Genomic DNA, 19536 nt, shown 5'->3' with positions numbered 1-19536 from the left:
CGGGGAGTAGGGGCGCGCGGTGTCTACGGTTCCGTAACGGGAACGTCCGCGACGGGCGATTCCGCGGCGGGAACCGCCAGGCCGTCCAGGACCTTGGACAGGCGTTCCAGCAGGCGGACGGCCTCGGCGAGCTCCGCCTCCCCGAACTCCTGCGCCAGCCGGTCGGCGAAGGCCGTGTGCCCGGGGTCGATGCGGGCGATGGCGGCCCGCCCCTGCGCCGTGGGCGCGAGCAGCTTGGCGCGCCGGTGGGCGGGGTTGGGCCGGTACTCGGCGAGAGAGCTCTCCACCAGCAGGTCGGCTATGCGCTGCACGCTCTGCCGGGTGATGCCCATGGCGCGGGCGATGCCGGACACCGGCAGCGGGTCGCCCAGCACCGCGCCGAGCACCTGCCACCGGGCGGCGGTGAGCCCGGCGGGCCCGGCCAGCTCCTCCGCGACGGCGAGGAACTGGCCGTTCAGCCGGAAGACCCCGAGGGCGCTGCGGCTGAGCAGTTCCTGACGTTCCCGGCTCACTGGACCCCGGCCTTCGCCAGCACCGCGTACGCCTCGGCGTCGGAGTCGTGGAACAGCCGGTACCAGGCGTCCAGCACCTCGCCCTCGTACACGCCGAGGAGCCGGAGGATCTCACGCGCGAAGGCGACCGGCTCGGTCGGGCCCGCGGTGATCAGACCCCGGTCGGTGACGGCGTCCGCGTCGACGTACCGGTCGCCGCCTCCGTAGCCGGTGGCGGCCAGATAGAAGGAGACGGCGCCGGTGTGGTCGCGGTCGTCCAGCAGGCCCTCGCGGGCGAGGCCGGCGGTGGCCCCGCAGATCGCGGCGACGGGCGTACCGGCGTCGAGGAACGCCCGTGCGGTGCGAGCGAAGGGGGCCAGGTCGTCGGAGGTGTCCCAGAGGTCCCCGCCCGGCAGGATCAGCAGCCGGGCGTCCTCGGGGCGGACGTCGGCCAGGGCCAGGTCGGGCTGGATGCGCAGGCCGCCGACGCTGACGACGGGTTCGCGGGTGGGGCCCACGGTCCTGATCTCGTATCCGGCGCGGGCGAGGTACGCCGCGGCGAGGCCGGTCTCCCAGTCGGCGAGGGCGTCGTACACGGCCAGGTACACCGGTGTGCGATCGCCGTGGTCGCTGCGGTCGTTGTGGTCGCTGTTCATGGCTTCTCCTCGGCCGACAATCCCTGACAGATGAGCGATGACAGATGAGCTATGACAGGATGCTGTCACTTAGGCAGCATGCTGTCAATGAGCTTCCGTCTCCTCCCATGCCCGACAACCTGTCGCGGAATCGCCCCCGCCACGGCACAGGACGCCGATACCGCTTCCGCATCGCGGACTTCTACGCTTGCCGGCATGACCCCTCAGACCGACCCCCGGACCGGCGCCGCCGTGAAGGCCGCGGACCGCGCGCATGTCTTCCACTCCTGGTCCGCCCAGGAGCTCATCGACCCGCTCGCCGTGGCCGGCGCGGAGGGGTCCTACTTCTGGGACTACGACGGCAACCGCTACCTCGACCTGACCAGCGGGCTCGTCTACGCGAACATCGGCTACCAGCACCCGAAGGTCGTCGCCGCGATCCAGGAGCAGGCAGCGCACCTGGCCACCTTCGCGCCCGCCTTCGCGATCGAGGCCCGCGCGGAGGCGGCCCGGCTGATCGCCGAGCGGACCCCCGGCGACCTGGACAAGATCTTCTTCACCAACGCCGGGGCGGACGCCGTCGAGCACGCCGTGCGCATGGCCCGGCTGCACACCGGCCGCGCCAAGGTGCTCGCCGCCTACCGCTCGTACCACGGCGGCACTCAGCAGGCCGTGAACATCACCGGCGACCCGCGCCGCTGGGCCTCCGACACCGCGACGGCCGGGGTCGTGCACTTCTGGGCCCCGTACCTGTACCGCTCCCGTTTCTACGCGGAGACCGAGGAGCAGGAGTGCGCACGCGCACTCGAGCACCTGGAGACGACGATCACGTTCGAGGGCCCGGGGACGATCGCCGCGATCATCCTGGAGACCGTTCCGGGCACCGCCGGGATCATGGTGCCGCCGCCCGGCTACCTCGCCGGGGTCCGTGAGCTCTGCGACAAGCACGGCATCGTCTTCATCCTGGACGAGGTCATGGCCGGGTTCGGCCGCACCGGCGAGTGGTTCGCGGCCGACCTCTTCGACGTGACGCCCGACCTGATGACCTTCGCCAAGGGCGTGAACTCCGGATATGTGCCGCTGGGCGGCGTCGCGATCTCCGGCGCGATCGCGGACACCTTCGGCAAGCGGCCCTACCCGGGCGGTCTGACGTACTCCGGGCACCCGCTGGCCTGCGCGGCCGCCGTCGCGACGATCAACGTCATGGCCGAGGAGGGCATCGTCGACAACGCCAGGAACCTCGGCGCGTCCGTCGTCGGACCGGGGCTGCGGGAGCTGGCCGAGCGGCACCCCAGCGTCGGCGAGGTGCGCGGGGTCGGCATGTTCTGGGCCCTCGAGCTGGTGAAGAACCGGGAGACGCGCGAGCCGCTGGTCCCCTACAACGCGGCCGGCGAGGCCAACGCGGCCATGGTCGCCTTCGGCGCGGCCGCCAAGAAGGCCGGGGTGTGGCCGTTCGTCAACATGAACCGCACCCACTTCGTGCCGCCGCTCAACGCCTCCGAGTCCGAGGTGAAGGAAGGCCTCGCGGCCCTGGACACGGCGCTCTCGGCAGCCGACGCGTACACCGAGTAAAGGACCGAGCAGGGATACGTCAGGGACTGATCAGGGACAGATCAGGGGCGAGTCCGGGCCGTTACGCGTATAAGGCCTTGATTTCGTCGAACGCGTAAGGTGGCGTGCTCGTACATACCGACGAGCACGCCACTTTTCTCGCCCCTGACGATGGAGACTCCCCGACGATGCCCGGCAGCACCGGCAACGGAGCCGTGACGCGCAGCACCCTGCGACAGCAGATCGCCGACGCGCTGCGCGACGAGGTGCTGGCGGGGCGGCTGCAACCGGGGCAGGAGTTCACGGTGAAGGAGATAGCCGAGCAGTACGGCGTCTCCGCGACCCCCGTCCGCGAGGCCCTCGTCGACCTCTCCGCCCAGGGCCTCCTGGAGGCCGACCAGCACCGGGGCTTCCGCGTCCACGAGTACTCCGTCGAGGACTACAAGGGCATGATCGAGGCGCGCAGCCTGATCATCGAGGGGATGTTCCTCGCCCTGGAGGACGGCCGCCATCACCAACGCAACTTCCAGGAGCCGCGGACGGCGGCCGCCATCGCGGGGGTGCGCCGGCGCGGCGACGAGGCGCAGCGGGCCGCGGCCGCCGGAGACCTCACCGTCCTGATCGGCTACGACCTGCGGTTCTGGCGCGAGCTGAGCGCCCTGTTCGGCAACCCCTATCTCGCCGACTTCCTGCACCGGCTACGGGTGCAGTCCTGGGTGTGCACGGTGCAGCACCTGCGCCGGCTGACGGATCTGCGCGGCAGCCTGTGGTCCGGCCACACCGAACTGGCCGACGCCCTGTACGCCCGCGACACCGCCACCGCCCGCGTGATCCTCGCCGCGTACAACGACGACTCCATAGCCCTGATCGAACGACTGGCGGCGGAATGAGGGCGAACGCCCCCAGCACACCGGTGGAACTGTCCGTCGTCATCCCTGCTTACAACGAGGAACGCCGGCTCGGCCCCACCCTGGACGCGGTCGGCCGCCACCTCGACGCGACCGGGAGTCACTGGGGGACCTGGGAGATCCTGGTCGCCGACGACGGTTCCACCGACGCCACCCGCGAACTCGTCACCGTCCGCCGCGACCCCCGCATCCGGCTCGTCACCGGTTCCGGCTCGGGCAACCGGGGCAAGGGCCACGCCCTGCGCCTGGGCGTCGCCGCCAGCCGGGGCCGCCACGTCCTGGTCATGGACGCCGATCTCGCCACCCCCGTCGAGGAGCTGGAGCACCTGGAGAAGGCGCTCGCCGACGGACACACGGCGGCGATCGGATCGCGGGCCGTGCCGGGCGCGACCCTCGGAAGCCGTCAGCACCGGATCCGCGAACTCCTCGGCACCGCAGGCAACTTACTGATACGCCGGACGACCCTGCGCGGGATACGCGACACCCAGTGCGGGTTCAAGCTGTTCGAAGGCGACAAGGCCCGCGCCGCGTTCGCCGCCTCCCGCCTCAACGGCTGGGCCATCGACGTCGAGGTGCTGCGCCACTTCCAGCGCGTCGGCTGGCCGGTCGCCGAGGTGCCCGTGCACTGGTCGCACCAGCCCGGCTCGAAGATCCGCCCGGGGGACTACCCACGGATGCTGCGCGACCTGGTCCGGCTGCGGATACCGGTGCCGAGACCCGCGGACGTCCTCGTCGTCGTCCTCTTCCTCGCGATGGCCGTGACCCTCTACTCCGGCCGCTTCTTCGACCCGGACCACCGCTATCTCACCGACTCCCTCCAGGACCAGAACCAGTGGGAGTGGTTCTTCGCGGTGACCGCCGACAACGTCGCCCATCTGCGCAATCCGCTGTTCACCGACCTCCAGGGCTTCCCCGACGGCGTGAACCTGATGGCCAACACGACGATGCTCGGCCTGTCGGTCCCGCTCACGCCGTTGACCCTGCTCCTCGGCCCGGCCCTCGTGCTCAGCCTGGTGATGACGCTCGGCCTGGCCGCCACGGCGGTCGCCTGGTACCGGCTGATCGTGCGGCGGCTGGTCCGGCAGCGCGGGGCCGCCTTCGCCGGGGCCGCGCTCGCCGCGTTCGCGCCGCCGATGGTCAGCCACGCCAACGCCCACCCGAACTTCGTCGTGCTGTTCATGATCCCGCCGATCATCGAGCGCGCCCTGCGGCTCACGACCGGCGCGCGGGTCACCCGGGACGCGGTCGTCCTCGGCCTGATGGCGGCCTACCAGTTCTTCCTCGGCGAGGAGCCGCTGCTGCTCGCCGCGATGGGCATGGTCCTGTTCGCCGTCGCCTACGCCGCCGTACGCCCCGACGTCGCACGCGCGGCGGCCCGCCCGCTGCTGAACGGATCGGCGATCGCCGCCGCCGTCTGTCTCCCGCTCATCGTCTACCCGCTGGCCTGGCAGTTCTCCGGCCCGCAGAGCTACACCGGCATCGACCACGGGACCGCGCCCGGCGTCGCCAACTCCCTGCGCGCGCTGTTCTCGTTCGCCGAGCGCTCGGCGATCGCGGGCGACGCCGACAGCGCCGACGCCCTCTCCCTCAACCCGACCGAACAGAACGCGTTCTACGGCTGGCCGCTGGCCCTGCTGGCCTTCGCGATCACGGTCCGGCTGTGGCGGCAGCCGGCGGTCAAGGCGCTGGCCTGCACGGTGGCGGCCGCGGCGGTGCTGTCCCTGGGCCCGCGCATCCCGCTGCCCCTCACCGACACGACCTTCCCCGGCCCCTGGTCCCTGCTCGCCGACCTCCCGCTCTTCGAGTCGGTCATCGAGAGCCGGATCGCGCTGGTCTGCGCCCCGCCCCTGGGCATGCTGCTGGCCCTGGCGATCGGCGGGCTGGCGCAGGCCCGCCGGCTCCTGACCCAGTACGCCGGCCTGCTGGCCGTCTGCCTGGGGCTCCTCCCCCTTCTCCCGGCCCCCCTGAAGTCCGAGCCGCGCGCCGCGACGCCCGCCTTCTTCACCGACGACGTCTGGAAGACGTATGTGCGCGACGGCGAGACCCTGGTCCCGGTGCCCCTGGCAGAACCCGAGGACGCCGCGGCCCTGCACTGGCAGACGGCGACCGGCCTCGGCTTCCGGATGCCCGGCGGCTACTTCAACGGCCCCCTGGGCGAGGGCGACCGCACCGGCGTCTACGGCGTCCCGCTGCGCTTCACGGCGAGTCTGCTGCGGGACGTGCGGCAGACGGGCGTCGTCCCGGTGATCGACGCCGCCGCCCGGGCCGAGGCCCGCGAGGACCTCGCGTACTGGCGGGCGGGCGTACTGGTACTGGCCCCGCAGCGGTACGAGGACCGGCTGCGTGAGACCGTGGACAAGCTCGTGGGCCTACCGGGTAGGCGGGTGGCCGGAGTATGGGTATGGGACCTGCACCAGGGAACGCAGGAGGGGAGCTGACGTGAGCCACACCGATTACCCTTCCCCTTACCCTGCCCCACGGGACCGAGCAACGCGCTGAGTGAGGAGCTCTCTTTGGCCTGTGACCTGTGGCTGGTGCCGCTCGTCGACGTGTTGTGCCACACCCCCGACAACCCCTTCGCCGACGAACTCGCCCAGTACAACAAGGTGCTGGCCGAGGCGGGGCTCCCGCCTGTGCCGGTGTACCAGTACATGCCGGGCCTGTCCGGCGAGGTCGCCCCGGTGGCGGGCTTCGACTACGACGCCCTGCACTTCCTGCGCCGCGCCTACCTGCTCCAGGTGTGCCAGCTGCCGGTGACTCCGGTGGACGAACTGGGCGGCGACTACGAGCAGCTCCTGGAGATGTTCGAGGCGACGGCCCAGCAGTCGCACCTGGTCTGGCACTACGACCACGCGGGCGCGTACGTCCCCGTGGACTTCCCGCAGCCGCTCTCCAACGACGATCTGCTGGCGGGCGGCGGACCTCTCGGCTCCTCCCAGTCCCTCCTGCGGGAACTGGAGTTCGTGGCCCCGTCCCTCGGCATCGATCCGGCCAATCCGCCGACGGCTCCGCAACCGCCCGCCGGTCCCACGGAGTTGGAGGAACCGGCCAATCCCGCGCCGTACGATCCCAGCCCCTTCGCACGGGAACGGCACGTCTGGCTCGGTCTGCACGCGGCGGCGACGCGGAGCCTGGCGCAGGGGTCGATGATCGTGTTCAGCTGAGCGGACGACAGGCGATCGACGATCGATAGTCGACGGTCGACGGTCGACGGTCGACGGTCGACGATCAACGGCCCAGCTGGGCGAGCCCCTTCTGTACGTCCTCCATGTTCATCACCGGCGTGTAGGTGATCTCCGCCCCGAGGTTGAGGAAGAACGGCTCGCTCAGCACGGGCATCTGCCAGCTGTCCGTCATGTCGAAGACCACGTAGGCGGTACGCCGACCGTGATCGGTGGTGAAGTAGGCGGCTTCGGGCTTGAACTGCTCCATCGACTCCTGGATCAGCTTCCCGAGCGTCCCGTTCCGGATGGCCTCGTTCGCCTTCTCCGTGTCCATGGACGCCTTCAGCATCATGCGCATCGCGGTCACCTTCTCTGCTTCTCGGGTCGACGCGCGCGGGTGGCGATTTCAGGATATGCCCGGGCGCAGGGGGGCGCCCCTGGTCGGGGGCGCCCCTGGGTCACCTCTGGTGCGGCAACCCGATCCTCCGCGTCTCCGCCGAGTCCTGGGCCGCCTTCGTGGACGAGTACCGCGCTCAGTAGGTGAGGTAGCAGCTCTTGACCGCGCCGTAGAGCGGGTCGACGCCGAACACCGCCGCCTTGCAGGTGGTGCCGCCGGAGAGGGTCTTGTAGACGTACCGGCCCTTCGCGCCGTAGGCGACGGTCCGCTTGCCGGTGAAGGCGCACGTGCCGCCCTGGGAGGCGCAGGCGGTCGCCTTGTAGCCGGCCGGGGCGGCAGGGGCCGTATAGCAGGACTTGGTCTGGTTGCTGATCGGGTCGCCGCCGAAGGACGCGCTGGTGCAGGCAGTGCTGCCGGTGGCGACCGCCGTGTTGAACGCGCCGTACGCGCCGTACATCACGGGCTGTCCGGCGACGGCCGCACAGGTGCCGCCCTCGGCCGCGCACTTGGTCCAGCCGGCCGGGGCGCCATTGGGGGCGATGTAGCAGGACTTGACGACGTTCGCCGCCGGGTCGCCGCCGAACTTGGCGCTGGTGCAGGCGACGCTGCCGCTGGTGACCAGGTGCTTGAAGTTGCCGTTGGTGCCGAAGACGACGTCACGGTTGTAGCCGGGGACCTTGCAGGTGCCGCCCTCGGCCGCGCACTTGGTGTATCCGTAGGGGCCGCCCGCGAGGGCGACGTAGCAGGTCTTGATGGTGTCGGCCGCCGGGTCGCCGCCGAAGGAGGCGCTGGTGCAAGGGGTGCTGCCGGTCGCCGTCTTGTAGGCGTACGCCCCGGAGCCGAAGGCGACCGCGCGGGTGCCGGTGAAGGTGCAGGTGCCGCCCTCGCTGGCGCACCGGGTCCAGCCGGCGGGCAGCGGGCCGCTGGTGCCGATCATGTACTTCACCAGGGACGCCACGGACTTCATACCGGCCTCGTTGGGGTGGTACGTGGCCCGCCCGGAGGCGGGCTTGTACTTCTCCACCCACGGCGTGGACGCGCACGCGTCATGGCCGTGGCTCGCGGCGGCGACATTGACCAGGGTCGCCCCGGTGACGGTCGCCGCGGCGGCGGTCGCGTCGGCCAGCCGGGAGGCGACGGTCCGCTCGTAGGCCAGCTGGCTCGCGGTGAGCGGCACACCGGTGCAGGCGGCGCCGTCGGGCAGGACGGACATGTAGTTCACCAGGAAGACCCGCGCCTGCGGGGAGATCTTGTGGACGGCCTTCACGACGTTCTGGATCCGCCCGCTCACCGCGCCGAGGGCCGTGTCGATCGCGGACGTGCTGACGGTCCCGCAGTTGGCCTCGCCCTTGTTCTGGCAGGAGTACGAGACCACGCTGCCCAGGTAGTTGACGTCGTTGCCGCCGATGGTGACCGTGACCAGCCGGGTCGTGCTCTTCACGGCGTTGGTCTGGGGCGGCTGCCCGGCCTGGCTCGCGGTGAGGATGTTCGCCGTCATGGCGCCGCTGCACGTGACGTCCGTCAGCTTCGCGCCCGTGTCGCGGGCCACGATGCTGGCGTAGTTGTTGTTCGACCGCATGCACGCGGCCGCGACACTGCCCTCCTTCACCGTCGGAATGCTCGGACCGGCTGCGAAGGAACTGCCCATCGCGACGTACTCGAGACCGGCCACCGAGGCGGCGGTGACGGCAGAGGAGAGGGACTCCTTGGCCCCCTTGTCCACGGGCGAGGGGGCCGCGGCGGGGCTCCCCCCGAGGTTCGCGCACCCGGTCGCGAACCCCAGGGACAGGACCAGTCCGAGCATGCCCGTACGCCGGCGATGCCGCAGTCTCATGTTCGCCATGCGTGGCTCCTCCGTGCTGCACTGTCGACACTTGGACCCGTCAATATGACGGGCCGCCTTCTAATACGGAGGAGTTGACCGGTCGGTTGCAGCAATGATCGACAATCTGTCGACAATAATTGGACAATGCGTAGGCATACGCGACCTTGGAATAAGTAGCGCTACTCAGGCGGCCGTTGACCGGTGAACGGCATCGTGGAGATCACACAGAGGCACCCGATCTCCAGGAGGCACCCCTCATGAACGGCTACCGCTCGCTCGTCTCGGCCCTGCGCACCCCCGCCGCCCTCGGCTATCTGCTCCTCGTGGGCGCGCTCGCGGCCTGGGTCGCGGTGGACACGCTGTTCATCTCGCACGCCGACGCCGGCTTCGCCGGGATGTGGCTGTTCTTCGCCACCGCCCCGACCTCGCTGCTGTTCCTGGCGGTGCCCAGCCAGTTCGCGCTGATCGGGGTGCCGATCGGGGCGGTGGTCCAGGCGGCCCTGCTCGGCGCCGCCTACCAGGGACTCACCCGGACCCGCCCCGTGACCGCCGGCTAGAACACGGCCGTACCGGCCTGCGTGAGCCTCCAGTTGGTGACGGCGAAGTCCGCCGGGTTCAGGGTGCCCTTGCCGACGACGTAGTCGATCATCAGCTGACGGATCTCGTTCGTCGAGCTGTACGCGATGTCGGCGGCGGCGATGTGCGGGTAGCCGCTGCCGCCGTTGGCGCGGTAGTTGTTCACCGCGACGACGAAGACCTGGTCGTCCGCCACCGCCGCGCCGCCGTAGGTGAGGTTCCTGATCCGGGACCCTTCCGCCTGCGCGATGTCGATCTCGTAGTCGACGCCCGCCGCCGTGTCGTACATGTAGTCCCAGAAGCTGTTGGCGTTGGTGAGCGTGGCGGTGTCGACGGCCGTCCCGCTCGGCACCTGGTGGTAGTACTTCGCCGCGTACTCCAGGTAGTCCTTGAGCTGGGCCCCGGTGAGCTTCTTGCCGTAGAGGGTGTTGTCGTAGATGTAGAGGCCGGCGATGTCCTTGATGGTGACGCTGCCCGCCGGGATGTCGGCGGTACGGCTGAAGGGCGCGGCGACCGAGATGAGCGGGAGCGCCGCGTCGGACGTCGACAGGCCCGCCTTGACCGTCTGCATCTGTACCTCGTGGATGAAGTCCATGACGGGGACGTCCTTCCAGCAGGACTCCGCCGCCGAGAGGTCGGCCGTGCAGGTGCCGACGGACGTGTTGACGTACTTCACGACGAGTTCGTGATCGGCCTCGAGGAGCTTCCTGATCTCCGGGTCCTCGGCGACGGTGTTGGGGTTGAGGGTCTGCGCGGTCTTGCCGACGACCTTCCAGCGCCCGTGCTCCAGCTCGACCTCGAAGTCGAAGACGCTGAGCCGGTAGCCCCAGCAGTAGGGCTCGGACAGCAGCACCTCCTCCCCCGTCTCGGCGTTCTTCACGGTGTACGACGCCACTTCCACATGCGTGTGGCCGACGAGGATCGCGTCGATGCCGGGGACCTGCTCGGCGACGAGGTTGGACGCGTTCTCGACGTACGGCAGCTCGTCGCCGTACGAGGACGAACCGTCCAGGCCGGAGTGGTCGGTGAGGAAGACGACGTCACAGCCCAGCGCGCGCAGCCGGGGCACGTACTTCTTCGCCTGCTCGACCAGGCCCGGGAAGACCATCTTCCCGCTGACGTTGTCCTTGTCCCAGAGCGCGATGCCGGGGTTGGTGAGGCCGAGGATGCCGACCTTGATGTCCGGGGCGCCGGGAACGCAGATCTTCTTCACGGTGTACGGCGGAAAGGCGGGCTTGAGCGTCTTCGCGTCCAGGGCGTTCGCGCCGAGCAGCGGAAAACGGCACTGCTGCTCGAACTTGCGCAGCACCTCGATGCCGTAGTTGAACTCGTGGTTGCCGAGGGCGGCGGCGTCGTAGCGCAGGTGGTTCATGGCGACGGCCATCGGATGCTTCACGCCGTCGGTGATGGGGTCGACCCGGGCGAAGTAGTAGGCCAGTGACGTGCCCTGGATGATGTCGCCGGCGTCGACGAGCAGGACGCGCTCCTCGCCCTTCGCCGCCCGCTGCTGCTTGATGAGCGTGGCGACCCGGGCGACCCCGACCGAGTTGCCCTTGCTGTCCTTGTAGGCGGCGTCGGTGTAGTAGTCCCAGTCGAAGACATGGCTGTGCAGGTCGGTGGTGCCGAGGATGGAGAACGACCAGGTGCGCGGCGTCTTCGCAGGCCTGCGGCCCGCGGCCTCGGCGGTACCGGAACCGACCGCTCCCGCGACGGCGACGGCCGCCCCGGTGACGGCCGAACGCTGCACGAAGTCACGGCGGTTCATGGGGTTGACGGGCATTCGGAACTCCCGGAACTGAGCGAACTGGCGAGGAAGGGGGAACGGCAACTACCCGCGTAGATGCTTGCCTTCGCCAGTTACGGGCGTAACCGGGAACAGCCCATGGGCCGGTCAAGGATGTCCAAGACCGGCCCAAGCCGACGTGCTGTCGGGCGACTTGCTCTGCCTGTGCGGCTCTGTGTACCTGTGCGGCTTGCTGTGTCCGTGCGACTTGCTGTGCCTGTGCGACTTGCTGTGCCTGTGCGGCTTACAGGAACGAGTTGATCTCGATCGTCTCGTCCCGGCCCGGGCCCACGCCGATCGCGGAGATCGGGGCGCCGGACATGTCCTCCAGGGCCTTCACATACGCCTGGGCGTTCTTCGGGAGGTCGGAGAACGACTTCGCCTTGGTGATGTCCTCGGACCAGCCGGGGAGCGTCTCGTAGATCGGCTTCGCGTGGTGGAAGTCCGACTGCGAGTACGGGAGTTCCTCGACGCGCTTGCCGTCGATCTCGTACGCCACGCAGACCGGGATCTCCTCCCAGCCGGTCAGCACGTCCAGCTTGGTGAGGAAGAAGTCCGTGAGGCCGTTGACCCTGGTCGCGTAGCGCGCGATGACCGCGTCGAACCAGCCGCAGCGACGGTCGCGGCCGGTGGTGACGCCCCGCTCGCCGCCGATGCGGCGCAGCGCCTCGCCGTCCGCGTCGAAGAGCTCGGTCGGGAAGGGGCCCGAGCCGACGCGGGTCGTGTAGGCCTTCAGGATGCCGATGACCCGGCTGATCTTCGTCGGGCCCACGCCCGCGCCCGTGCACGCGCCGCCCGCGGTCGGGTTCGAGGAGGTGACGAAGGGGTACGTGCCGTGGTCGATGTCGAGGAGGGTGCCCTGACCGCCCTCGAAGAGGACGACCTTGTCGTCCTCCAGGGCCTGGTTGAGGACCAGGACGGTGTCGGTGACGTACGGAGCGAGCTTCTCCGCGTAGCCGAGCAGTTCCTCGACGACCTGGTCGACCGCGATCGCGCGGCGGTTGTACAGCTTGGTGAGCAGCTGGTTCTTGGCGTCGAGCGCCGCCTCGACCTTCTGGGTGAGGATCGACTCGTCGTAGAGATCCTGGACGCGGATGCCGACGCGGTTGATCTTGTCCGCATATGTCGGACCGATGCCCCGGCCGGTGGTGCCGATCTTGCGCTTTCCGAGGAAGCGTTCCGTCACCTTGTCGACAGTGACGTTGTAGGGCGTGATGATGTGCGCGTTGCCGCTGATCAGCAGCTTCGACGTATCGACGCCGCGCTCGTTCAGACCGCTCAGCTCGGAGAGCAGGACCGACGGGTCGACGACGACACCGTTACCGATGACCGGCGTACAGCCGGGGGACAGGATTCCGGAAGGGAGCAGGTGGAGTGCGTACTTCTGGTCGCCCACGACGACCGTGTGACCGGCGTTGTTGCCGCCCTGATAGCGCACTACGTAGTCCACCGAGCCACCGAGCAGGTCGGTGGCCTTTCCCTTGCCTTCGTCACCCCACTGAGCACCGAGCAGCACAAGTGCGGGCACGCGCGTACACCCCTTCCGGGTGGGGCATGTCCAAGGTCAGGGGCGTACACGGTGGCTCTTTCCACCGCGTGCACCACCGCACGCACCGCGACCGCCGTTGGTCGCCGCTTGTCGGACCCGGATGCCCCGGAATAGACCAAGCCCCTGGCGCAATAGCGCAAGGGGCTCTTGCACAAAGATGCTACCCGAGGAAGCGAGGCAGGACCGAGGTGGCGACTTCTCCGGCGTCCGATCAGCTGCTGGTGATCATCGATCCGGTCGCCCTGCGCACGGACGGGGAGTCCGTACGAATCGCGAAAGACGTGCTCAGCGCGGGTGCGGCGAGTACCAAGGTGTGTCTGCCGCAGGACCCGGAGGAATTCGCCCGGGTCCTGGCCCGGCGGGGCTCCCGGCGGCCGGTGGTGATCGGCGACGACCGTGCGCTGACCCGGGCGGTGGCCCTGCTGCACCGGCAGCGGGCCCTGGCCGAATGTGTGCTGTCGGTGGTGCCGGTGGGCTCCATGCTGGGCGTCGCACAGACTCTGGGGGTGCCCACGGGGGCCGTGGCGGCGGCCCGTGCGGTCCTGGACGGCGCCGAGCGCCGGCTGGACGTCCTGGTGGACGACAGCGACGGGGTGGTGCTGGGCGCGCTCCGGATCCCGCCCGTGCCGCTCGCCCCGCAGGACGCGCGGGACGAGGCGAACGGGGTGGACGGGGCGGAGGCCGGCGGCCGGCTCTGGCTGCGGACGTGCCAGTCGCTGGTGCGGACCCTGGTGCCCGCACGGCCGTCCCGGATCTCCCCCGTCCCCGCCCCGACCGGGCCCGCCCGGCTGCGGATCGAGGTCGACGAGGTGACGCTGATCGATCTCGACCAGCCGGTGGAGGCGGTGTCGGTGATCCCGGGCACGGGCGCGTCCGGCACCGCGGTCGTCGAGGTGCGGCCGCTGTCCCTGGGCGCGGAGGCGGCTCCCCTTCAGGCCCGGGGGCGGACGGTGACCGTCTCGGGCGCGGACTTCCGCTACCGGTCGGACACGGTGATCGCGGGGCCGGTGCGGCGGCGGACGTGGACGGTGCGGGAGGGGGCGCTGGGGCTGATGCTGCCGGGGCGGTGAGCGGAAATTCCGGCGTGTCAGGGGCACGTCCGGCATAGGCTGCCCGGCCGGTGATCGTCGTTCGGGGAGGGGCCGTCATGAGCCAGTACTACGAGGTGGACGGGGAGTCGGTGTGGAATCCGGCGACGCGGGCGTCCGAGCTGTTCCTGGCGCATGTGCGCGTGTACGAGGAATGGGTGGGCGTTCCGTCGGGCTTCGGGCCGATGCGCAACGACGAGTGCCCGATCGACGTGCCCGCCTTCGAGGCGTTCGCGAACGCTCTGCTGGACCGGCACAACCACACCGGTCACGCGATCGTCGACGCGCTGGCCGACGGCTTCATCGCGACGGTCCTGGCGCTCGCCGCGCGGATCGGTCTCGATGTGCGCCTGCCGGAGCGGCCCGCCACGCTCGACGGGTTCATGGCCGTGCAGGTGCCGTCGTCCGTGGACCCGGGCCGGGCGGCCCGGCTGCGTGCACAGGTCCTGGAGCTGCAGCGCGCCATGCCGCGCTGAGCCGCAGCCGCAGCCGCTTCCGTAGCCATCGCCGTAGCCGTCGCCGCCGCCGTAGCCATCGCCGTCGCCCGGGTGTTCTAAAGGTCTGGTTGACAAATATTTAACCGGTCCGGCCCCTTGAACGACTCATTGGGGCTACAGCATCCTCCTGCATCAGGGCGTCGATCCGGCGCGCGCGGCGGCAACGGAAGGGGCCACCCGATGGCAGTGCAGGAGGACGTCGCCCCCGAGGCGAGGACCGGCGGCGACGAGACCGTTCACCGGCTCAAACCCAACGCCATCGGTTTGCTCGGCGTGGTCTTCATGGCCGTCGCGACGGCCGCGCCGATCACCGCGATGACGGGCAACGTGCCCTTCATGGTGTCGGCGGGCAACGGCATCGGGGCCCCGGCGAGCTACCTCGTCGCAATGGTCGTCCTGGCGATCTTTTCCGTCGGCTTCACCTCGATGGCGAAGCACATCACCTCGACGGGCGCCTTCTACGGCTTCATCTCCTACGGCCTCGGCCGGTCCGTCGGCCTCGCGTCGGGCCTGCTCGCGACCTTCGCGTACGTCGTGTTCGAGCCGGCGCTGATCGGCATCTTCTCGTCGTTCGCCACCACGACCCTCAAGGACCAGACGGGCCTGGACATCCCGTGGTGGGCGTTCGCGGTGCTGATGCTCGCCGTCAACGCGACGGGCACCTGGTTCGGCGTCTCCGTCGCCGAGAAGCTGCTGGTCGTGCTGCTCGCGACCGAGGTGACGGTCCTCGCGGCGATGGCGATCTCGGTCGCCTTCCACGGCGGCGGCCCGGACGGCTTCAGCCTCGACCCGGTCAACCCGGTCAACGCGTTCAAGGGGACCAGCGCCGGACTCGGGCTGTTCTTCGCCTTCTGGTCGTGGGTCGGCTTCGAGTCGACGGCGATGTACGGCGAGGAGTCCCGCAACCCCAAGAAGATCATCCCCAAGGCGACGATGATCTCGGTGCTGGGCGTCGGCGTCTTCTACGTGTTCGTCTCCTGGATGGCCATCTCGGGCACCGGCCAGTCGGACGCCGTGAAGGTCGCCACCGACAACCCGCTGGGCCTGTTCTTCGGCCCCACCGAGCGGTACGTCGGCCACTGGGCGGTCGACGTCATGCAGTGGCTGATGATCACCGGGTCGCTGGCCTGCGGCATGGCCTTCCACAACTGCGCCGCCCGCTACATGTACGCCCTGGGCCGCGAGGGCGTCCTGCCGTCCCTGAAGACCACCATCGGCCGCACCCACGCCCGGCACGGCTCCCCGCACATCGCGGGCCTGGTCCAGACGGTCGTCTCGGCCGTCCTGATCGGCGCGTTCTGGGCGGCCGGCAAGGACCCGTACACCGGGACCTACGTACTGCTGGCGATCCTCGGCACGATGGCGATCCTGGTCGTGCAGGCGGTGTGCTCGTTCGCGGTGCTGGTGTACTTCCGCTCCCACCACCCCGAGAGCCGGCACTGGTTCCGGACCTTCACCGCGCCGCTCCTGGGCGGGGTCGCGATGCTCGCCGTGGTGGCGCTGCTGGTGTCCAACATGGCCGTCGCGGCGGGTCCGGAGTCGGGCTCGCTGGTCCTGAAGGCCACACCGTGGCTCGTCGCACTGATCGCGGCGGCCGGCCTGGGCTACGCCCAGTACCTCAAGCGACGGTCTCCGCAGCGGTATCTGCTGCTGGGGCGGACCGTGCTGGAGGAGACGAAGGAGCGCTGACCGCGTCAGGGGCCGAAGGTCTTGTCGCGGTGCTCCCGCCAGCGTTCCATCAGCCGGGTCAGCTCGCCCTCGAGGTACTCGAAGAAGGCGAGCGTCTCGGCGATCCGTCGGCCGCCGGGAGTCTCCGTGCCAAGGCTTTCGACGCCCTCGCGCAGGGTCAGTCCCCACCGCTTCAGGATGGCGTCCCGGTTGGTCAGCGTCTCGTACCACTGATCGCTGTGCACCCGGTAGCGCTCGCGCCGCGAGCCGGGTTCACGCTCGCGCGAGACCATGTGCACCTGCGAGAGATAGCGCACCGCCCCGGAGACCGCGGCCGGGCTGACCCGGAGTTGTTCGCCGAGTTCGGCGGAGGTCATGGCCCCGGAGTCGGACGCGAGCAGCGCGGCGAACACCCGGGCCGCCATCCGCTGCATCCCTGCCTCGACGAGCTGCGCCGCGAACGCCTCGACAAACCTCGACAGGGCCTCGGCGTCCCGCCCTGCCTCCTCGGCGCCCTGGCCGACCTCGGGTGATTCCGTCATGCGTCCATCCTATCTGAGCTTCATACGCTTCCTTAACTTCACAATTTCCTGAAAGAAGCGTACGTTCTGAAACATGACGAAGGCCATCACGGTGTCCGGACTGCACAAGTCCTTCGGCCGCACCCAAGCACTCGACGGCCTCGACCTGGAGGTCGAGACCGGTGAGGTACACGGATTCCTCGGCCCCAACGGCGCCGGCAAGTCCACGACCATCCGCATCCTGCTCGGCCTGCAGCGCGCCGACTCGGGCGCCGCCCAGATCCTCGGCCGCGACCCGTGGACCGAAGCGGTCGAGGCCCACCGCCGCATCGCGTACGTACCGGGCGACGTGACCCTCTGGCGCAACCTCTCCGGCGGCGAGGTCATCGACCTGTACGGGCGACTGCGCGGCGGTCTGGACAAGGCCCGCCGCGCCGCGCTCATCGACCGCTTCGAGCTGGACCCGACGAAAAAGGGCCGCACCTACTCCAAGGGCAACCGGCAGAAGGTCGCCCTGGTCGCCGCGTTCGCCTCCGACGTCGACCTCCTCATCCTCGACGAGCCGACCTCGGGCCTGGACCCCCTGATGGAGGAGGTCTTCCAGACCTGCGTGGCGGAGGAACGCGACAGGGGCCGGACGATCCTGCTGTCCTCCCACATCCTCAGCGAGGTCGAGGAGCTGTGCGACCGCGTCAGCATCGTCCGCAACGGCCGCACCGTGGAGACGGGCTCGCTGGCCGACCTGCGCCATCTGACCCGGACCAGCGTCACGGCCGAACTGGCGAGCGCCCCCAACGGGTTGGCGCAGCTGCCGGGCGTCCACGACCTCGACGTACGGGGCCGGCGCGTCCGGCTCCAGGTCGACACGGACAAACTCGACGCCGTGCTGCGGTCGTTGACCGGGTCGGGGGTGCGGTCGCTGACCTCGACGCCGCCGACGCTGGAGGAGCTGTTCCTGCGCCACTACCAGGAGGCGTGATGACGTCCCTCGTGGGCACGGGAGTGCTGCTGCGCTTCAACCTCCGCCGCGACCGGATCGCGACCCCGGTGTGGGTGGCGGTCACCGCCCTCATGGTGATCTCCATGCCGGGCACCCTCAAAGGCCTGTACAGCACCGAGGCCGAGCGCGCCGACCTGCTGCACCAGGTCGCTGCCAACTCCTCCTTCCGCGCCCTGATCGGGCCCGTCTTCGACGATTCCCTCGGCGCCCTCACCGCCTGGCGCGTCGGCGTCTACGCGGGCCTCCTCGCCGCGATCACCGGCCTCCTGGTCGTCGTACGGCACACCCGGGACGAGGAGGAGAGCGGCCGTCACGAGCTGATCGTGTCCGGCACGGTCGGGCGCCGCGCCTCCCTGACGGCGGCCCTGCTCGCGGCCGGGGTCGCGAGCGGCGTGCTGGCACTGCTGGTCACGGCGGGCCTGGCGGGACAGGGGACGGCCGGGGCGCTGGCCCTGGGCCTCGGCCTCGCCGGGGTGGGGATGCTGTTCGCGACCACGGCGGCGGTCGTCGCGCAGCTCACGGAGAGCGCGCGGCTGGCCCGGGGTCTGACGGCCGCCGCGCTGGGAGCCGCGTTCGTGCTCCGGGCGGCGGGCGACTCGTCGAGCGACGGGGGCTCCTCCGTGCTGACCTGGCTGTCCCCGCTCGGCTGGCTGGAGAACCTGCGGCCGTACGCGGACGAACGATGGTGGGTGCTGCTGCTGTTCGCGGCGGCGATCGTGGCGCAGGGCGCGCTGGCCTACGCGCTGACCGACCGCCGGGATCTGGGGCTGAGCTTCCTGCCGACCCGGCCGGGACCGCCGACCGGACGGCTGGGCGGCGCCTTCGCACTGGCCTGGCGGCTGCAGCGGGGCAGCGTGCTGGGCTGGAGCATCGGCTTCTTCCTCGCGGGTGTCGTCTACGGCGGCCTCACGGAGGGCGCGGCCGACCTGGTCGGCGACAACGACAGGGCCCGCGAGATCTTCGAGCGGATGGGCGGCCAGGCGGGTCTGACGGACGCGTTCCTCGCCTCGATGATCGGCATGCTCGGCCTGATCGCCGCGCTCTACGTCGTCGCCTCCGTCCTGCGGCTGCGCGGCGAGGAGACCTCCGGGGGCGCGGAACCGGTGCTGGCGAACGCCGTGGGCCGACTGCGCTGGGCCGCCGGGCATCTGACGATCGCCTTCGGCGGATCCGTGCTGATCATGCTGCTCGCCGGGCTGGGCTTCGCCGTCGGCTACGGCCGGGAGGTCGGCCCGATCCTGGGCTCCTGTCTGGTGCAGGTGGCCGGCGTCTGGGTCGTCGGCGGGCTGACGGTGCTGCTGCACGGGCTCGTCCCCCGGGCGTCGACGGCGGCCTGGGCGGTGGCCGGGGCCGTGCTGCTGATCGGCTGGATCGGCCCCGCGCTGGACGCTCCGCAGGCGGTCCTGGACCTCTCTCCCTTCGGCCACCTCCCGAAGCTGCCCGGCGGCGGGATGGAGTGGGGACCTGTGCTGGTCCTTCTGCTCGTGGCCATGGGGCTGGTGGGGGCGGGGCTGGCCGGGTTGCGCCGGCGTGACGTGCTGACGTGACGTGCTGACGTGACGAGGGGTGCGGGCGAACCGGGTGCGGGCGGGACCCGTCTCTCCTGGCATGAACGGGAATCGAAGTCGGAATCGGAATGCGGTGGCGTGCGGTGGCTGTGTGCTGTCGATGGCGGGCGCGTTGACGGCCACGTCCGTGTGGCTCGCCTGGACGCCCACTCGGATCCGACTGGGCCACGGCTTCGAGAACGAGGGCATGGACCTCACCGTCCTGTTCACCGAACTGCCGCTGGTGTTCCTCGCGGGAGCCGCCGTCCCGGCCCTCGCCTACGCGTCCCTCGCCCGCCTGCTGGGCGGCAGACGGACGAGGGACGACACATGACG

Annotated in this window: 18 protein-coding genes; 11 read left to right on the top strand and 7 right to left on the bottom strand. The window is 70.4% G+C overall.

The genetic code is table 11. The features are described 5' to 3' along the window. Positions 1 to 23: 23 nt before the first annotated feature. A complete protein-coding gene (locus ABZ725_RS11960; RefSeq protein WP_358802537.1) occupies positions 24 to 512 on the bottom strand; it encodes a MarR family transcriptional regulator in 489 nt (162 codons plus the stop codon). Continuing rightward, positions 509 to 1147: a type 1 glutamine amidotransferase family protein gene (locus ABZ725_RS11955; RefSeq protein WP_358802536.1), complete on the bottom strand. Its 639-nt coding sequence runs from the start codon at positions 1145 to 1147 to the stop codon at positions 509 to 511. The genes ABZ725_RS11960 and ABZ725_RS11955 overlap by 4 nt, the downstream gene beginning before the upstream one ends. 195 nt (positions 1148 to 1342) lie before the next feature. Between ABZ725_RS11955 and ABZ725_RS11950 the strand changes: the two genes are divergently transcribed. The 4 genes from ABZ725_RS11950 to ABZ725_RS11935 all read left to right on the top strand — a co-directional run bounded on the left by ABZ725_RS11950 (position 1343) and on the right by ABZ725_RS11935 (position 6749). Then, a complete protein-coding gene (locus ABZ725_RS11950; RefSeq protein ID WP_358802535.1) occupies positions 1343 to 2698 on the top strand; it encodes an aspartate aminotransferase family protein in 1356 nt (451 codons plus the stop codon). A gap of 167 nt (positions 2699 to 2865) precedes the next feature. Further along, on the top strand, positions 2866 to 3567 hold the full coding sequence (locus ABZ725_RS11945; RefSeq protein WP_351910466.1) for a GntR family transcriptional regulator: 702 nt from the start codon (positions 2866 to 2868) through the stop codon (positions 3565 to 3567). Beyond that, the gene (locus ABZ725_RS11940; protein WP_358802534.1) at positions 3564 to 6023 is read left to right on the top strand and encodes a dolichyl-phosphate beta-glucosyltransferase; all 2460 of its coding nucleotides are present in this window, start codon (positions 3564 to 3566) and stop codon (positions 6021 to 6023) included. Before ABZ725_RS11945 ends, ABZ725_RS11940 begins: the two co-directional genes overlap by 4 nt. Before the next feature lie 75 nt (positions 6024 to 6098). After that, the gene (locus tag ABZ725_RS11935) at positions 6099 to 6749 is read left to right on the top strand and encodes a hypothetical protein (RefSeq protein ID WP_351910298.1); all 651 of its coding nucleotides are present in this window, start codon (positions 6099 to 6101) and stop codon (positions 6747 to 6749) included. A 64-nt stretch (positions 6750 to 6813) separates the two neighbouring features. On the opposite strand, the gene ABZ725_RS11930 is transcribed toward ABZ725_RS11935, so the two are convergent. After that, a complete protein-coding gene (locus tag ABZ725_RS11930) occupies positions 6814 to 7107 on the bottom strand; it encodes a hypothetical protein (protein WP_358802533.1) in 294 nt (97 codons plus the stop codon). A 175-nt stretch (positions 7108 to 7282) separates the two neighbouring features. Beyond that, positions 7283 to 8989, bottom strand: coding sequence for an SGNH/GDSL hydrolase family protein (locus ABZ725_RS11925; protein ID WP_358802532.1), 1707 nt, complete (start codon positions 8987 to 8989; stop codon positions 7283 to 7285). Positions 8990 to 9228: 239 nt separating this feature from the next. Between ABZ725_RS11925 and ABZ725_RS11920 the strand changes: the two genes are divergently transcribed. Next, complete coding sequence (locus ABZ725_RS11920) at positions 9229 to 9528, top strand: hypothetical protein (protein WP_358802531.1); 300 nt, start codon at positions 9229 to 9231, stop codon at positions 9526 to 9528. Here the strand turns inward: ABZ725_RS11920 and ABZ725_RS11915 are convergent. Then, positions 9525 to 11327 carry a 5'-nucleotidase C-terminal domain-containing protein gene (locus ABZ725_RS11915; protein ID WP_358802530.1) on the bottom strand — a complete coding sequence of 601 codons (1803 nt, stop codon included), beginning with the start codon at positions 11325 to 11327 and terminating at the stop codon, positions 9525 to 9527. The genes ABZ725_RS11920 and ABZ725_RS11915 overlap by 4 nt on opposite strands. Positions 11328 to 11574: 247 nt before the next feature. Continuing rightward, positions 11575 to 12858: an adenylosuccinate synthase gene (locus ABZ725_RS11910; protein WP_358802529.1), complete on the bottom strand. Its 1284-nt coding sequence runs from the start codon at positions 12856 to 12858 to the stop codon at positions 11575 to 11577. 209 nt (positions 12859 to 13067) lie between these two features. Here ABZ725_RS11910 and ABZ725_RS11905 point away from each other — a divergent pair, with 209 nt between their 5' ends. The 3 genes from ABZ725_RS11905 to ABZ725_RS11895 all read left to right on the top strand — a co-directional run bounded on the left by ABZ725_RS11905 (position 13068) and on the right by ABZ725_RS11895 (position 16153). After that, entirely contained in the window at positions 13068 to 13949 is an 882-nt protein-coding gene (locus ABZ725_RS11905; RefSeq protein WP_358802528.1) for a diacylglycerol kinase family protein, read from the top strand. A 77-nt stretch (positions 13950 to 14026) separates the two neighbouring features. Continuing rightward, complete coding sequence (locus tag ABZ725_RS11900) at positions 14027 to 14443, top strand: DUF6086 family protein (protein WP_358802527.1); 417 nt, start codon at positions 14027 to 14029, stop codon at positions 14441 to 14443. Positions 14444 to 14644: 201 nt separating this feature from the next. After that, entirely contained in the window at positions 14645 to 16153 is a 1509-nt protein-coding gene (locus ABZ725_RS11895) for an APC family permease (protein WP_351910278.1), read from the top strand. 5 nt (positions 16154 to 16158) lie between these two features. Here ABZ725_RS11895 and ABZ725_RS11890 read toward each other — a convergent pair whose 3' ends face one another. Further along, positions 16159 to 16674 carry a MarR family transcriptional regulator gene (locus ABZ725_RS11890; RefSeq protein ID WP_358802526.1) on the bottom strand — a complete coding sequence of 172 codons (516 nt, stop codon included), beginning with the start codon at positions 16672 to 16674 and terminating at the stop codon, positions 16159 to 16161. A gap of 73 nt (positions 16675 to 16747) precedes the next feature. On the opposite strand from ABZ725_RS11890, the gene ABZ725_RS11885 reads away from it, so the two are divergent. The 3 genes from ABZ725_RS11885 (at position 16748) to ABZ725_RS11875 (ending at position 19534) form a co-directional block, all read left to right on the top strand. Then, positions 16748 to 17632 carry an ABC transporter ATP-binding protein gene (locus ABZ725_RS11885; protein ID WP_358802525.1) on the top strand — a complete coding sequence of 295 codons (885 nt, stop codon included), beginning with the start codon at positions 16748 to 16750 and terminating at the stop codon, positions 17630 to 17632. Continuing rightward, positions 17632 to 19200, top strand: coding sequence for an ABC transporter permease (locus ABZ725_RS11880; RefSeq protein ID WP_358802524.1), 1569 nt, complete (start codon positions 17632 to 17634; stop codon positions 19198 to 19200). The genes ABZ725_RS11885 and ABZ725_RS11880 overlap by 1 nt, the downstream gene beginning before the upstream one ends. 121 nt (positions 19201 to 19321) lie before the next feature. Then, on the top strand, positions 19322 to 19534 hold the full coding sequence (locus ABZ725_RS11875) for a hypothetical protein (protein ID WP_358802763.1): 213 nt from the start codon (positions 19322 to 19324) through the stop codon (positions 19532 to 19534). The last annotated feature ends 2 nt before the right edge of the window (positions 19535 to 19536 follow it).

The organism is Streptomyces sp. NPDC006872, from assembly GCF_040635845.1.
In the GTDB taxonomy this organism is placed as follows: domain Bacteria; phylum Actinomycetota; class Actinomycetes; order Streptomycetales; family Streptomycetaceae; genus Streptomyces.
This window is presented reverse-complemented; position numbering and strand designations above follow the sequence as displayed.